14 protein-coding genes and 1 other RNA gene are annotated in these 13,720 nt (G+C 59.7%); 12 read left to right on the top strand and 3 right to left on the bottom strand.

Annotated features, from left to right (window positions below):
* Positions 1-75 precede the first annotated feature (75 nt).
* The 3 genes from J2887_RS11100 to J2887_RS11090 are packed head-to-tail and all read right to left on the bottom strand — an operon-like array spanning position 76 to position 2,755.
* The gene (locus J2887_RS11100; RefSeq protein WP_227171204.1) at positions 76-1,023 is read right to left on the bottom strand and encodes an SDR family oxidoreductase; all 948 of its coding nucleotides are present in this window, start codon (positions 1,021-1,023) and stop codon (positions 76-78) included.
* A complete protein-coding gene (locus J2887_RS11095; RefSeq protein WP_227171203.1) occupies positions 1,023-1,838 on the bottom strand; it encodes a lysophospholipid acyltransferase family protein in 816 nt (271 codons plus the stop codon). Before J2887_RS11095 ends, J2887_RS11100 begins: the two co-directional genes overlap by 1 nt.
* Complete coding sequence (locus tag J2887_RS11090; protein WP_227171202.1) at positions 1,835-2,755, bottom strand: D-hexose-6-phosphate mutarotase; 921 nt, start codon at positions 2,753-2,755, stop codon at positions 1,835-1,837. The genes J2887_RS11095 and J2887_RS11090 overlap by 4 nt, the downstream gene beginning before the upstream one ends.
* Positions 2,756-2,957: 202 nt before the next feature.
* Between J2887_RS11090 and ffs the strand changes: the two genes are divergently transcribed.
* From ffs to J2887_RS11030, 12 genes are all read left to right on the top strand, one after another.
* Positions 2,958-3,054, top strand: an RNA gene (gene ffs / locus J2887_RS11085) — signal recognition particle sRNA small type.
* Positions 3,055-3,253: 199 nt separating this feature from the next.
* Positions 3,254-5,287 carry a DNA polymerase III subunit gamma/tau gene (gene dnaX, locus J2887_RS11080; RefSeq protein ID WP_227171201.1) on the top strand — a complete coding sequence of 678 codons (2,034 nt, stop codon included), beginning with the start codon at positions 3,254-3,256 and terminating at the stop codon, positions 5,285-5,287.
* 84 nt (positions 5,288-5,371) lie between these two features.
* A complete protein-coding gene (locus J2887_RS11075) occupies positions 5,372-5,695 on the top strand; it encodes a YbaB/EbfC family nucleoid-associated protein (RefSeq protein ID WP_227171200.1) in 324 nt (107 codons plus the stop codon).
* 41 nt (positions 5,696-5,736) lie between these two features.
* Entirely contained in the window at positions 5,737-6,339 is a 603-nt protein-coding gene (gene recR, locus J2887_RS11070; protein WP_227171199.1) for a recombination mediator RecR, read from the top strand.
* A 23-nt stretch (positions 6,340-6,362) separates the two neighbouring features.
* Positions 6,363-7,484, top strand: coding sequence for a ribonuclease D (locus J2887_RS11065; protein WP_227171198.1), 1,122 nt, complete (start codon positions 6,363-6,365; stop codon positions 7,482-7,484).
* Positions 7,477-7,767 (top strand): YcgL domain-containing protein, encoded by a 291-nt coding sequence (locus tag J2887_RS11060; protein ID WP_227171197.1) that lies wholly within the window; start codon positions 7,477-7,479, stop codon positions 7,765-7,767. Before J2887_RS11065 ends, J2887_RS11060 begins: the two co-directional genes overlap by 8 nt.
* Positions 7,764-8,210: a YcgN family cysteine cluster protein gene (locus tag J2887_RS11055; protein WP_227171196.1), complete on the top strand. Its 447-nt coding sequence runs from the start codon at positions 7,764-7,766 to the stop codon at positions 8,208-8,210. The genes J2887_RS11060 and J2887_RS11055 overlap by 4 nt, the downstream gene beginning before the upstream one ends.
* Positions 8,211-8,555: a hypothetical protein gene (locus J2887_RS11050; RefSeq protein ID WP_227171195.1), complete on the top strand. Its 345-nt coding sequence runs from the start codon at positions 8,211-8,213 to the stop codon at positions 8,553-8,555.
* Between the two features lie 24 nt (positions 8,556-8,579).
* Complete coding sequence (locus J2887_RS11045; RefSeq protein ID WP_227171194.1) at positions 8,580-10,634, top strand: VWA domain-containing protein; 2,055 nt, start codon at positions 8,580-8,582, stop codon at positions 10,632-10,634.
* Between the two features lie 131 nt (positions 10,635-10,765).
* Positions 10,766-11,608 (top strand): AAA family ATPase, encoded by an 843-nt coding sequence (locus J2887_RS11040; protein WP_227171193.1) that lies wholly within the window; start codon positions 10,766-10,768, stop codon positions 11,606-11,608.
* 53 nt (positions 11,609-11,661) lie between these two features.
* Positions 11,662-12,840 carry a vWA domain-containing protein gene (locus J2887_RS11035; protein WP_227171192.1) on the top strand — a complete coding sequence of 393 codons (1,179 nt, stop codon included), beginning with the start codon at positions 11,662-11,664 and terminating at the stop codon, positions 12,838-12,840.
* Between the two features lie 340 nt (positions 12,841-13,180).
* Positions 13,181-13,714 (top strand): AraC family transcriptional regulator, encoded by a 534-nt coding sequence (locus J2887_RS11030; protein ID WP_227171191.1) that lies wholly within the window; start codon positions 13,181-13,183, stop codon positions 13,712-13,714.
* The last annotated feature ends 6 nt before the right edge of the window (positions 13,715-13,720 follow it).

The raw sequence follows: 13,720 nt of genomic DNA, 5'->3' as shown, positions 1-13,720 counted from the left end.
GCTATTGCGTCCCTTGCCCTGTGAACGAATGGACTCCGTCTGCGCGGGCGTCGGAGTCCTTACCGACCTGTCGCCCTAGACGGGATGCTTGTTTTCCCGATAGTACCGGAAAATTTCCTTCAGTGACCGCTCGGGCGTGAAATCAAACTCCCGGGCAAACAGCCGACCGTCGATCACTACCGGGTACTTGAAGAAATTCATCAGGTAGGAGGGGAAGCTCCTGAGTTTCAGTGTACGCAGGATTGTCCTTGCCAGGGATGGCGGAATGGAAGGCACGGGAATACGTCGGCAGCCGCATAGCTGCAGGGCATGCTGATAGGCCACCCAATCGTCCGGAGCCACATTGAACACTCCACGGGCCTTGTGGTGATAGGCGAGCACGAGAGCGGTGGCCATGTCGTCGATGTGAATGAACTGCATCATCGGAGAGAAACCGGCCAGCACCGGCGCATGTTCGCTGCCAAGCAGAGTACTGATGCTGTTGCGGACACCCGGGCCGACGATGTTACACGGCCGCAGAATGGTGATGTTGAGTTCCGGGTAGCGCCACAGGTAGATGTTGGCCAGATTCTCCAGTTCCACCGAGTCCACCAGGTCCATGGACAGGCCGGCGCTTTTCAATGGCGCTTCCTCATCGATGAGCGCCGGATTGTAGGCGGTGGCGCCGTAGACGTGGTAGGTCGACAGCACCACCACGCGGCGGATGCCGTATTTGTGGCTGAGATCCAGCAGCTTCTGGGTGCCCAGCACGTTGGCGTTGTAACGGCGCATGCGGGTCAACTGGCTGGACTGGACGCGCCCGAGGTGAATCACGCCGTCGAAATCGTAGCGGCGAAACAGGTCTTCGAACACCCGCTTGTTGAAATCGATGCAATAGCTGGGAATGTCGTCCCCGAGGTACACCTGTTCACGGAAATCCACCGCCACCAGGTCACAGTCCTGGCGCAGGCGCTGGATTACCTGTTGGGCGAGGGCACCGGCGGCGCCGGTTACCAGGATGTGTGGTCGTTTTTGTTCGCTCATCAGAAAAGCCCCTTGCGTTCGCTCAGTCCCTTGTCGATCAACTCGCTGATTGCGGCCTTGACCTGTTCCACCCGCTCGGTGACCTGCGCCTCGGGAATCTCCGATTCGTCGAAGATCATTGGGTCACCGAAGTTCAGGTGTACTTTGGCGGGGAGGACCGCCGGTACCGCAACGGGCACATAAGGGACTCCAAGCAGCTTGGCCAGGGGTTTGACGTTGGCGATGGCGGGGATGGTCTCTTCGCAACCAACGACGCCAACCGGCACGATGGTCGCGCGGTATTTCATCGCCAGGTGCATGAAGCCATTGCCGAACCGCTTGAGCTGGTAACGATCCCGGTAGAGCTTGCCGGAGCCGCGCACGCCTTCGGGGAACACGATCACCGCCTCGTTGTTTGCCAGCATCTTGGCGCAGTTCACCGGGTCTCCGAGAACCGCGCCGAACTCATTAAGCAGGTTGCCCAGATAGGGCACGGTCGGGAAAAACCGCTCGATCATGGCCCTGGGAATCCGGGGCTTGTCGCTGCGGGAGGCCAGGGCGTAGCCAATCAGCAGCCCATCCAGCGGGAGCTGGCCGCTGTGGTTGGCAATCAGCAGCACCGGTCCCTCCGCGGGTACCTTTTCGACGCCGTGAGTCTCAACCCGAAAGTACTTTTCATACAGCAGTCTGGTAAATGAAAAGCCGTACTTGATGGTTTCGTTGTTATAGCCCCAGGGGTCGTAGCCAAGGCTGCCAATGGGCTTACTGATTTTGCGGATCTGGTCTTCCAGGGATGATGGAACCAGGGCAGATTTTATTCTTGATGTCAGGCTCATGAGTCGCTAGCAAGTCCTTGTCGACAGCTGATCATTGCTCCAAGGGTATGGGTCTGTCCGCTATTTAGCACCCGAAAATCGTGCAGCGCATTGGCAGTTTCGACGCAGACCATCGATCGCCAGGCCTCGGCGGGAAAGTCGGACAGGCAGTCCGCTTTTTCCGGGCCGGGATTCCAGACCACCGCAGAGCGGCTGCCGAGGCTGGTGATCTGTTGCTGGCGGTTGCCGTTGTGGATGCAAACCTGCTGCTCGGCCGGGCGTTGATAGATCCGGTCGACTTCGCCATCGAAGGTGACCGGGCCGCATTGCTCATAAAGCTCCCAGTCTCGCAGGGTGTCGACGAACTTAACGCCATCAAAACCCTCCAGCTGGGTGCTGGCGATGTCGTCGCAGGGCAAATAGGTGTGAAGCGCCTGGGTAAGCGCCAGTGGTTTGTTGTCCAGGTTGGTGGTGGTGAGGGCAATGTGAAGGAGATCGGCGCTGAACCGGAACGTCAGCAAAGCCCGGGCCTTGCCGCGCCATAGCGTGGGCATGTCGTCGTCGATTTCCAGTGCCAGGCTGACTTCCACGGTTTCCGGGGACTCCGTCAGTTGGTCCAGCTGCCACAGTTGGGTGCGGGCGAAGCCGTGACTTTGCCGGGTATGAATGTGTTCGCGGACCTGTGGTGGGTTTCGGTCCGGAACGCCAAACCAGGGCCAGCAGATCGGAATGCCACCTCGCACGGCTCGGCCGGTTTCAAAGCGGGCGGCCTTGCTCAACCACAGCCAGTTGGCCTCGCCGGTCGGGGCGAACTGAATCAGGTGTGCTCCCTGAAGCAGCAGCTTGGCATGAAAATCCGGGTGGTGAATCTCCAGCCCCTCCAGCTGTCCTTCGGTTATCCAGCGGGTAAATGACCAGCTTCCGGGAGTTTCAGTCACGTGCACCTCGTATCGGGTTGGGGGATCCATCCATGTGGTTTTCCGAAGATTAATCCAATTGCGTTACCGCTGCGAGGGTGGCCTGGGTATGAGGAAAACACCCGGAAAGAAATCAACAACAAAAAGCGTTGATGCGCCTGCCAACCCCTGTTAACATGCGCGCCGCATCTGGACGAGCACGTCCGGATCGTTATGGTGGCTCCATTGGTGCCTTCGCAACAATAAACCGTGAACCCGGTCAGGCCCGGAAGGGAGCAGCCGCAGCGGTGGACTTGTGTGCCGGAGTGTCGCTGGTGGGGCCACCCCCAGTTTTCAGTACTCCCCGCATCCCGCCTGTTGGACTCACAAGCCAAACCTGTTGCCCAAGCCTCGTTTACTTCCCCTTTTAGAACCAAAGATTTGCCGGCAATTCAGCAAGTTGAACCATTGGGTATTGGCTTCTTATCAATCCGGGTCCATGCTAAGGTTGAGGCTGATCACAACCGCAGTTGATGGACAATGAGCTACCAGGTACTCGCCCGTAAGTGGCGCCCGCAAACATTCCAGGACATGGTAGGGCAGGAGCATGTGCTTCAGGCTCTGGTGCATGCACTGGAGACCCAACGGCTGCATCACGCCTATCTGTTTACCGGCACCCGAGGTGTGGGCAAGACCACCATCGGCAGGCTGCTGGCCCGTTGCCTGAACTGCGAAACCGGCATCACCCCGAATCCCTGCGGCGAATGCACAACCTGCCGGGAGATTATGGAGGGGCGTTTTGTCGATCTGATCGAGATTGACGCCGCCTCACGAACCGGGGTGGATGATATGCGGGAACTGACGGACAACGTTCAGTACTCGCCGACTCGCGGCCGCTACAAAGTGTACCTCATCGATGAGGTGCACATGCTCACCAACCAGTCATTCAATGCATTTCTGAAAACCCTGGAAGAGCCGCCAGAGCACGTCAAGTTCCTGCTGGCGACCACGGATCCCCAGAAGCTGCCGGTTACCGTGCTGTCACGGTGTTTGCAGTTCAACCTCAAGCGCATGACGCCGGAGCATATCGCCGGTCACCTCAATCATGTGTTGTCCCAGGAGGGCATCCCGTTTGAAGAGGCCGCATTGTGGCTACTGGCACGGGCCGCCGATGGCAGCATGCGGGACGCGCTCAGTCTCACCGATCAGGCCATTGCCTTCGGCAACCAGAAACTGGCGGCCAGTGATGTCAGCAGCATGCTGGGCACAATCGATCAGCGGGACATCGAGAAACTGGTGGATGCCCTGGTGGCCGCCGATGGACCGGGACTGTTGTCGGAGATTCAGCGAGTGTCCGATTTTGCACCGGACTACGGTGTCATCCTGGCTGATCTGTTGTCTCTCTTTCATCGGGTCACCATGGAGCAGGTGGTTCCGGGCAGCGTTGATAATGCCCTGGGGGATGCCGGTAAGGTTCAGTCGCTGGCGCGTCAGCTCAGTGCTGAGGACGCCCAGCTGTTTTACCAGAGTGCGCTGATGGGACGAAAAGACCTGGCAGTGACGCCGGACGCCCGCATGGGATTCGAAATGACCCTGCTGCGGATGCTGGCGTTTCGCCCCGGTGTTGAGCGTCGTGAACCGCCGACGATAGCGGCCCAGGGCGCGCCAGCGCTGCCGGAGAATGCCGATGAGCCTGGGCCGGCGCCTGTAGCCGAAGCGGAAGTTACGCCAACGAGTGTGGCCGCAAGCCCGGCGACCCCAGCTGAGCCAGTGTCGCCCGTTTCATCAGCGCCAGCGCCATCAGAACCCGCGCCGGAACCGACCGCATCCCCGGTCAGCGAGCCGGGCCGGGGCAGTGAGACGGCTTCGCCCCAGCCGGTCGAGTCGTCACCAGCGGCTAACCTGATACCGGAATCTGCACCGACGGAGGATGGCCCGCCCCCGGCCAGCTACGATGATCTGCCTCCGGAATATCTGGCGTACAGCGATGAGCCAGCAGCCCAGAATCCGGCGCCGGAAGCGGTGACGCCGCCTGAGCCGGTAGCGCCGGCACCGTCCGTGCCAGATGCCGAGATGGCAGAATCCGTGCCGGCACCGCCAGCACCAACCGGGCAACCTGAGCCAACCGAAGCCGTTCCTGCCAGCGACCAGCCGGAGGCGGCGGGGATGGATAGCCCCGCGCCGGCACCGGCAGCAGGCGAATTCCACTGGCCTCGGGATTTCCGTTCCCTGGGGATTGTCGGTATGCCAGGCAACCTGGCCAGCCACGCAGCCATGAGCCGGGACGGCGATACGGTCGTACTGACGTTTGATGAGGGGCATGCCCGTCTGCTTAACGACCGTCACCAGGACCGTATTGCGGACGCCTTGCGTCAGTTCTTCGGTGACCAGGTTCAGCTCTCGGTACGCCAGGGTCATCCCGGAGGAGACACCCCCGCGGCCTGGGAGCAGCGCGCGCGACAGGAGCGGCAGCAGGCGGCAGAGGCTTCCATTCAGAACGATCCCCACGTGCGTTCCATCGTGGAACGCTTTGAAGGCAGGGTGGTCGAAGACTCCATTAAACCGGTATCGTGATCCGCAGCCAACAAACGCCGTGGTAATGATGCCGAACCAGTTCACCCGGACTTCCGGGCAGGCAAGAACAGAGGTAGAAAGACGATGATGAATGGCATGGGCGACCTGATGAAAAAGGCCCAGCAAATGCAGGAAGAGATGAAGAAGGCCCAGGAAGAGATCGCCAAGGCGGAAGTGACCGGCGAGGCCGGCGCGGGCCTGGTGAAAGTGACCATGAACGGCCGTCACGATGTCCGTAAGGTGGACATTGATCCCAGCCTGATGAGCGAAGAGCGTGAAGTGCTGGAAGATCTGCTGGCAGCGGCGGTTAACGATGCGGTGCGTCGTGTCGAGGCCAACCAGAAGGACAAGATGTCTGGCATGATGTCCGGAATGGGCATGCCGCCGGGCTTCAAGATGCCGTTCTAAGGGCTACTCGATGTTGATCACTTTGCAGCCGGGAGAGCGGCATGGCTTTTAGTCCTCTGGTGGACGAGCTGGTGGAATCCCTGCGTTGTCTGCCCGGCGTTGGCCAGAAGACAGCCCAGCGGATGGCCTTTCACCTGCTTGAGAAAGGACGCACCGGTGGCCATCGCCTGGCCGAGTCCCTGCAATCGGCGATGGCGGGTGTGCGCCGTTGCGAGCGCTGTCAGAACTTCTCGGATACCCCGGTTTGTGGGATCTGCGAGAATCCCAAGCGCGGTAACGGCACCATCTGTGTGGTGGAGAGCCCCTCTGACCTGTTGGCCATCGAGCAGGCCGGCGATTACCAGGGCGGCTACTTCGTGTTGATGGGGCATCTGTCTCCCATTGATGGTATTGGCCCGGCCGACATCGGCATCGAGTGCCTGTTGCAACGGATCAACGACGAGGACATTTCCGAACTGATCCTCGCCACCAACCCCACTGTCGAAGGTGAGGCCACCGCCCATTACATCGCCGATCGCCTGGACGGTCGTGATGTATTGATCACCCGGCTGGCTCACGGTATCCCCGTGGGTGGCGAGCTGGGCTATGTTGATGGCTTTACCCTGACCCATGCCTTCCGCGGTCGCAAACCCCTGAGCGACTAGCCCCAACCCAGTCCCTATACACCATGACCACTGATTCACAATCCCCTGCCTGCTGGCTTCGTAGTTCTGCCGAACTGGATGAAGTACTGGACCGGCTTGGCGATCAGCCACTGGCGCTGGACACCGAGTTTGAGCGGGTTTCCACCTTTTTCCCGATTCCCGGACTGGTACAGCTTGGTGTCGGTGAGGATTACTACCTGGTTGACCCGGACGTCGCCGCCGACTCCACCCGCTTCAGGGATACTCTGGCGGATGCTGGCAAGACCAAGATCCTCTACGCCATGAGCGAAGACCTTGAGCTGTTTCGTCATTGGCTGGACATTGAGCCAGCCGGGCTGCTGGACCTTCAGCTCGGAGCCGCGCTTGCCGGGGCGGGCTTTTCCGTTGGTTATGCCCGCCTGGTGGAAACCCTGTTCGGGGCGACCCTGGACAAGTCTGCCACCCGCTCGGACTGGCTCGCGCGTCCGTTAACGCCAGCGCAGGAACAGTACGCCCTGGATGACGTCCGTTTCCTGTTGCCGCTCTTCCGCTGGGTGACCGAGTCGCTGGAGGCGCGTGGTCTGTTGCCCGCGCTGGCAGAAGAGACCGCACGGTTCGCCACCGACCTGGCGGCCCAGGATAATCCACAGCGCTATTACCTCAAGATTCGCGGAGGCTGGGCGTTAACTACCTCCAAGCAGCAGGTTTTGCAGAAGCTTGCCTTCTGGCGCGAGCAGGAGTGTCGGCGCCGGGATCGTCCCCGCAACCGGGTGGTGTCTGATGCGCTGCTGATCGCCATCGTGGACGCCATGCCGGCACGAGTGGGCGCACTGAACGGCATCAAGGACCTGCCAGCGCCGGTCGTTCGCCGCTACGGCGAACAGATTGTGGAGATGGTCAACCAGCCGGTTGCGGCGGATGGCGACTTTGAAACCATCCGGCCGCCATTGACCCGGGAGCAGCAGAAGCTCTACAAGCGGGTAAAGGCGTGCTTTGTGTCTGCAGCGGAGACCGCGGACGTGCCCATTGAGCTGTTTGCTCCGCGCAAACGGCTGGAGTCCCTGGTGCAACAGGGCGAGGTTTCCGGCGAATGGCTGTCGGGCTGGCGCGGTCAACTGATCGAGCCGGTCCTTTCTGAGATTGAAGCGGAACTGCAACATGACTGATAAAACCTTTGTCTCTGTCTTTCGCAGCAGCAAGAAGGAAGACACCTATATTTTCGTACGGCGAGGCCATGACTGGTCGACATTGCCGGAGGCGTTGCGCGAAATCTTTGGCGAGCCGGTGCATTCGATGGACCTGGTGCTGACGCCTGAGCGCAAGCTGGCGAGAGCCACGGGGCAGGCCGTTCTCGAGGCTATCGAAGACAAGGATTTCTACCTGCAAATGCCCGAAGAACTGGAAAGTTACGTCGTAGAGTTTAAGGAAAAGCTCAAGGACAGAAGATGATAGCGGCCATCCCGTTCTGGCAGCGGAAGCGACTCCATGAGATGAGCCCCACGGAATGGGAATCGCTGTGCGATGGTTGCGGCAAGTGCTGCCTTGCCAAGCTGGAAGACGAGGACACCGGCGAGGTATACCATACCGACCTGGTGTGCCGGTATATGGATCAGGAGAGCTGTCAGTGCACGGTGTATGCCACCCGCCTGGCGAAGGTGCCTGGTTGTACCGTTCTGACCCCGGCCACGGTGGGTGACTACCAATGGTTACCCTATACCTGCGCCTACCGCACACTTCACGAAGGACGTCCTCTGGCGGACTGGCACCCGCTGGTATCCGGTGATCCGGACAGCGTTCACGCTGCCGGCGTATCGGTCCGGCACCGGGTCTTATCCGAAGACCGGGTGCCGGAAGAGGACTGGGAAGAACATATTATTCACTGGGTTCTGTAAATGATGAATGCGGAAGCACAACTGGCGTATGGCATATTCTGGGGAATCTACATCCTGGGTTTTCTGGTGTTTTTCTATGTGATGAGCCGGTTCTTCCGACTCCTGCCTCTTTATGGATTACGGACGTTGCTGCAGGCGGTGCTGATCGTCGCTATCGCGACGCCGGTGGAGTCCTCCGAGGTGGCGGGGTGGTGGATACCTGCCTGGTTGCATGGCGGTTATGAGGCCATACTGGGTAATGCCGAGGAGGCGGCCAGGGCATTTTTCAACATGGGACTGGCCGCCATGGTAATGACCCTGGTCTGGTTGCTGGATCTGGTTCGTTATCGTCTGACCCGGCGCTGACACAGCACTGATTCAGGAGACACTATGCTCAAAGGCCTGAAACGCCTCCTCATCCTCGGGGTTGTGGTCCTCGCCCCGGTTGTCCAAGCCCAGCAAAGTACCCTGGAACTGCCCGAAGACAGCGATGTCCGGGTGATCGTTGATATTTCCGGGTCAATGAAACAGACCGATCCCAACAACCTGCGGCAGCCTGCTGTCCGGTTGCTGGCCCGCATGCTGCCCAGCGGTTCGACCGCCGGCGTCTGGACCTTTGGCCAGTACGTCAACATGCTGGTGCCCCACGGGGAAGTGAGCGAGGTCTGGCGGGACAAGGCCATTGAACGTTCCCGGGCCATCAATTCGATCGCCCTTCGCACCAATCTTGGCGAAGCCCTGGAAGTCGCCAGTGACGACTTCTACACCGGCGGTGATCTCAGCCGAACCCACTTCATCCTGCTCACCGATGGCAAGGTCGATATCTCTCCGGATTCGTCGGCCAACAGCCGTGAGCGCCAGCGTATTCTGGATTCGCTGCTGACCCGCCTGCAGGATGCGGGCGCCACAATACACACCGTGGCTCTTTCGGACCAGGCGGACCTTGAACTGCTGCGGCAATTCGCTAGCCAGACCGAGGGCTCCTATTCCCTGGCCGAATCGGCCGATGGGCTGAACCTGGCGTTTCTGAGAGCGTTGAACACCGCGGTTCCCCAGGAACAGCTGCCGATTGAGGACAATGGCTTCCTGGTGGACAGTGGCGTCAAGGAATTCACCGCGCTGATCTTCCCGGGTGAGCGTACCACTGGTGAACCGCCTGTTGAGCTGGCACTGATCGACCCCCAGGGTCGTCGCAGCCAGGCAGACTCGCCTCAGGACGGGTTACGCTGGGCCAGTGAGACTGGCTATGACCTGATCACCGTCTCCAACCCAACCGCCGGCCAGTGGACCATCGACGGTGACCTGGGAGAGGGTAGCCGGGTCACCGTGGTCAGTGATCTGCGAATGGTGGTCAGCCCCATTCCGCCGGCGTTTACGGCTGATGAGCCGCTGGCGATCCAGGCGATGTTCTACGAGGAAGATCAGAGCATTCAGGACCCCGATTTCCTTGGCGTGATCGATGTCTCCCTGACCATCACCTCTGCGGACGGCCGTTCCGGCACCAAGCCTTTGGCGCCAAACGGACCGCCGGAAGACGGCGTCTATCAGGACACCATTCCCAAACTGCCGGCCGCCGGTGACTATCAGTTGTCACTGGTGGCGGATGGCCAGACCTTCTCCCGAAAGTTCAGCCAGATTGTTACCTTCGAGTTGCCGGAAACCGGTGGCGAGGTTGCCGGGGCGCCTTCAAAGCCATCGCCTGCGGTAGAACCGGAGCCTTCAGCGGAAGCAGAGCCATCAGCTGAGCAAGAGCCCCCAGCAGAATCAGCCCCGGCGATACCCGAGGCCGGTCCAATCGATGTCAGTGACGTCGAGGAGCCGACACAAACTCCGCCGGAGCCCGCGGCAGACGATACCGGGATTGATCAGAAGTGGCTGTTCATTGGTGGCGCAGGGATCGGTGGTGTGGTGTTCCTGGGCGCGCTGTTCTTGTTGTGGCGTCGCCGGAACAAGGCCAAGGCTGCTGCAGAGCCGGATAAGGAAGCCGATACCAAGTCAGCGCCAGAGCCGGAACCCGAGCCGGAACCCGAGCCGGAACCAGAGCCAGAACCAGAGTCAGAACCAGAGCCAGAACCAGAGCCAGAGCCAGAGCCAGAGCCAGAGCCGGAACCGGAGCCGGAACCAGAGCCAGAACCGGAGCCAGAACCGGAGCCAGAACCGGAGCCAGAACCGGAGCCGGAGCCAGAACCAGAGCCAGAGCCAGAACCGGAGCCAGAGCCAGAACCGGAGCCAGAACCGGAGCCAAAACGGGAATTCCCAGAGGATTTTGACCTCGATGAGGAGATCCCTGAGCTGGACCCGTTCCCGGACGATTCGGAAGATGATGACGATGAGTTCGGCCTGGAGGACTTTGATCTGTCCGATATCGAGGACTTCGATCTGCCCGATGAGTCGGGCGATGAGGACGAAAACCGGGAGCGCCGAAAAGACGACGGAAAGGAGTGATCGTCGGACTATCGGGTCGAAATCGACGCGATACGGATACAAAAGGACGCAGGCTAAGGTTTTCAGTCCGGTAGGCGTCCGGCTATACTCGGCCGCCAGATCCGACGATAACAGCAACAGGAATCGACCGTATGAAGTTCACCGGCTCCGACAAGTACGTCGCCACCAATGACCTGCAAATGGCCGTTAACGCAGCCATTTCTCTGCAACGCCCGCTGCTGATCAAAGGCGAGCCCGGCACCGGCAAGACGCTGCTGGCCGAGGAGATGGCGGCTGCCCTGGGCATGAGGCTGATCCCGTGGCACATCAAGTCCACCACCAAGGCCCAGCAGGGGCTGTACGAGTACGACGCGGTCTCACGGCTGCGGGATTCCCAGCTCGGCGACGAGAAGGTCAAGGATATCCGCAACTACATCGTCAAGGGTAAGCTCTGGGAAGCGTTTGAAGCCGACGAGCAGGTGGTGCTGCTGATTGACGAGATCGACAAGGCCGACATCGAGTTTCCCAACGATCTGCTGTTGGAACTCGACCGCATGGAATTCTTCGTCTACGAGACTCAGGAGTTCGTCAAGGCGAAGAAACGTCCGATTGTGGTGATCACCAGTAACAATGAGAAGGAACTGCCCGATGCTTTCCTGCGTCGCTGCTTCTTCCACTACATCAATTTCCCGGACCACGACACCATGCAGAGCATCGTGGATGTGCACTTCCCCAATATCCAGCAGGAAGTGGTACGGGATGCCCTGGAAGTGTTCTTTGATGTTCGCAAGGTACCGGGGCTCAAGAAGAAGCCTTCCACCTCTGAGTTGATTGACTGGCTCAAGCTGCTGATGGCGGATGACCTGTCTGCCAAGATGCTCCAGGACAAGGACGCTGGCAGCGCGCTACCGCCGCTTTATGGCGCACTGGTCAAGAATGAGCAGGACGTTCACCTGCTGCAGAAGCTGGCGTTCATGGCGCGCCGCCGCAGCTGATTGAGGGGGTGCCACGGTGCACCCCACCATTCATTCAGGGCAGGGGACCTACCATGCTGATCGACTTTTTTCTGGAAATCCGACGTGCCAAAGTGCCCGCCAGCCTGCGGGAGTTTCTGGATCTGCTGGAGGCCCTGAAAAACCGGCTGGCCTTCGCCGATATGGAAGAATTCTATTACCTTTCCCGATTGTGTCTGGTAAAGGATGAGCGCCATTTTGACAAGTTTGACCGGGCCTTTGATGCCTACTTCAAGGGGATTGAAAACCTCGACGAGCTGCTTGAGGCGCTGATCCCGGAAGACTGGTTGCGGGCCGAATTCGAGAAACAGCTGTCTGACGAGGAAAAGGCCAGGATCGACTCCCTCGGCGGCCTGGAAGAGCTCATTGAAGCGTTCAAGCAGCGAATGGAAGAGCAGAAGGAACGTCACCAGGGTGGCAACAAATGGATCGGCACCGGTGGCACCTCGCCATTCGGCGCCAACGGCTATAACCCCGAAGGTTTCCGCATTGGCCAGAAGGACGGCCGTCAAGGCCGCGCCGTCAAGGTCTGGGAGAAGCGCCAGTTCCGCGACCTGGACGATGGCATTACGCTGGGTATCCGCAACATCAAGGTGGCGCTGCGCCGGCTTCGCAAATTTGCCCGTCAGGGCGCCGCGGATCAGCTGGATCTGGACGACACCATTGCCTCCACAGCCCGCAACGCCGGCTATCTGGATCTGAAGATGGTGCCGGAGCGCCACAACGCGGTGAAGGTGCTGATCTTCTTTGACGTCGGTGGTTCCATGGACCCCCATGTGCGGGTGTGTGAAGAGCTGTTCTCCGCCGCAAGGCTGGAGTTCAAGCACATGGAGTACTTCTATTTTCACAACTTCATTTATGAGAGCGTCTGGACCAACAACATTCGCCGGATGAATGAAACCACAGACACCTGGGACATCCTCCACAAGTATTCACCGGACTACAAAGTGATCTTTGTCGGTGATGCCACCATGGCTCCCTACGAAGTTTCCCACCCCGGAGGCTCTATCGAGCACTGGAATGAAGAGGCCGGTGCCACCTGGATGCAACGGGTAACCGACCACTTCCGTAAAGTCGTGTGGCTGAATCCGTTGCCAGAGAGTTACTGGGGGCAGGGTGGTTCCCTGGGCATGACCCGCCAGTTGGTGTCGGATCACATGTACCCGCTGACGATCGACGGCCTTGAATCCGCCATGCGGCACCTCAGCAAGTAAGCAGAATCCCCGGGAGAGGGACGCCCAGGCAAAAAAAAGCCGATGCGGTTGAGGGCATCGGCAAAGCTCGGCATATCAAGCGGTCGGCGCCCTTGGGCGCTACCGCCACCCTGGCTGAAGCAATCGCGAGGCCATGTCTTAATTTTTCAGTATTTTCAGTGGCCTGAAAATCTCCAGCTGATCCGGCTGGGTGTTTTCTCCCTCCAATCATCACCTTGCTGTAAAAATCCCCGACGAACACCGGTTTTCCATTTGGTGACCTGGATACCGTTCTTGTCAGTTTCCCAGTGTTACTCTTCATATACCTTTTGTTACAGAGTACATGCGGAAGCAGGCAGTTATGACGGCAACAGGTTTGTACGCGTCGGGCTGGCAGCGCCTTGCCCTGGCATCGGTGATGGTTGTCTCGGCATGGTCCGGGGCGGCATGCGCCGAAGCACTGGATCAACGGATTGATCGGCTCAAGTCCGAGGTGTCACAACTGAGTGAATCCCTGTTCACTCTGGAGCAGCAAGTGCTGCATCCCGCTGATACCCGGCTTTCTGTCTTTCTATCGCTGGATAATGTCGAGGCGCTGGAGCTTGACTCCATCGAACTTAGCATCGACGGCAAGCCAGCAGCATCCTATCTCTACAGTGCCCGTGAACTGAGATCCCTGCAGGCCGGCAGTCTGCAACAGCTGTATGTCGGCAACGTGGCATTAGGGCCCCATACCCTGTCGGTGACCATGACCGGCCAGGGCGCCAACGATCGCTACCTGCGCCGGGAAACCGAATTGGATTTCCGTAAGCGAAGTGGCGAAGCGCACCTGGAACTGGTTATCGCCGCGGAGGCGCCGGACTTTGAACCGGAAGTCCTGCTCAATCACTGGTAGTTGGCC

The organism is Marinobacter sp. CA1 (genome assembly GCF_020546665.1).
Classification (GTDB): domain Bacteria; phylum Pseudomonadota; class Gammaproteobacteria; order Pseudomonadales; family Oleiphilaceae; genus Marinobacter; species Marinobacter xestospongiae.
Note: the sequence above shows the minus strand (reverse complement) of the source record. Positions and strands in the feature narration are given on the sequence as shown.

Excerpts from the sequence above, each read along its gene's own strand:
- J2887_RS11035 (WP_227171192.1), top strand. The coding sequence starts at position 11,662 with ATGCTGATCGACTTTTTTCTGGAAATCCGACGTGCCAAAGTGCCCGCC.
- recR (WP_227171199.1), top strand. The coding sequence starts at position 5,737 with ATGGCTTTTAGTCCTCTGGTGGACGAGCTGGTGGAATCCCTGCGTTGT.
- J2887_RS11040 (WP_227171193.1), top strand. The coding sequence starts at position 10,766 with ATGAAGTTCACCGGCTCCGACAAGTACGTCGCCACCAATGACCTGCAA.
- J2887_RS11045 (WP_227171194.1), top strand. The coding sequence starts at position 8,580 with ATGCTCAAAGGCCTGAAACGCCTCCTCATCCTCGGGGTTGTGGTCCTC.
- J2887_RS11075 (WP_227171200.1), top strand. The coding sequence starts at position 5,372 with ATGATGAATGGCATGGGCGACCTGATGAAAAAGGCCCAGCAAATGCAG.
- J2887_RS11095 (WP_227171203.1), bottom strand. The coding sequence starts at position 1,838 with ATGAGCCTGACATCAAGAATAAAATCTGCCCTGGTTCCATCATCCCTG.
- J2887_RS11030 (WP_227171191.1), top strand. The coding sequence starts at position 13,181 with ATGACGGCAACAGGTTTGTACGCGTCGGGCTGGCAGCGCCTTGCCCTG.
- J2887_RS11050 (WP_227171195.1), top strand. The coding sequence starts at position 8,211 with ATGATGAATGCGGAAGCACAACTGGCGTATGGCATATTCTGGGGAATC.
- J2887_RS11060 (WP_227171197.1), top strand. The coding sequence starts at position 7,477 with ATGACTGATAAAACCTTTGTCTCTGTCTTTCGCAGCAGCAAGAAGGAA.
- J2887_RS11100 (WP_227171204.1), bottom strand. The coding sequence starts at position 1,023 with ATGAGCGAACAAAAACGACCACACATCCTGGTAACCGGCGCCGCCGGT.
- J2887_RS11065 (WP_227171198.1), top strand. The coding sequence starts at position 6,363 with ATGACCACTGATTCACAATCCCCTGCCTGCTGGCTTCGTAGTTCTGCC.
- J2887_RS11055 (WP_227171196.1), top strand. The coding sequence starts at position 7,764 with ATGATAGCGGCCATCCCGTTCTGGCAGCGGAAGCGACTCCATGAGATG.
- dnaX (WP_227171201.1), top strand. The coding sequence starts at position 3,254 with ATGAGCTACCAGGTACTCGCCCGTAAGTGGCGCCCGCAAACATTCCAG.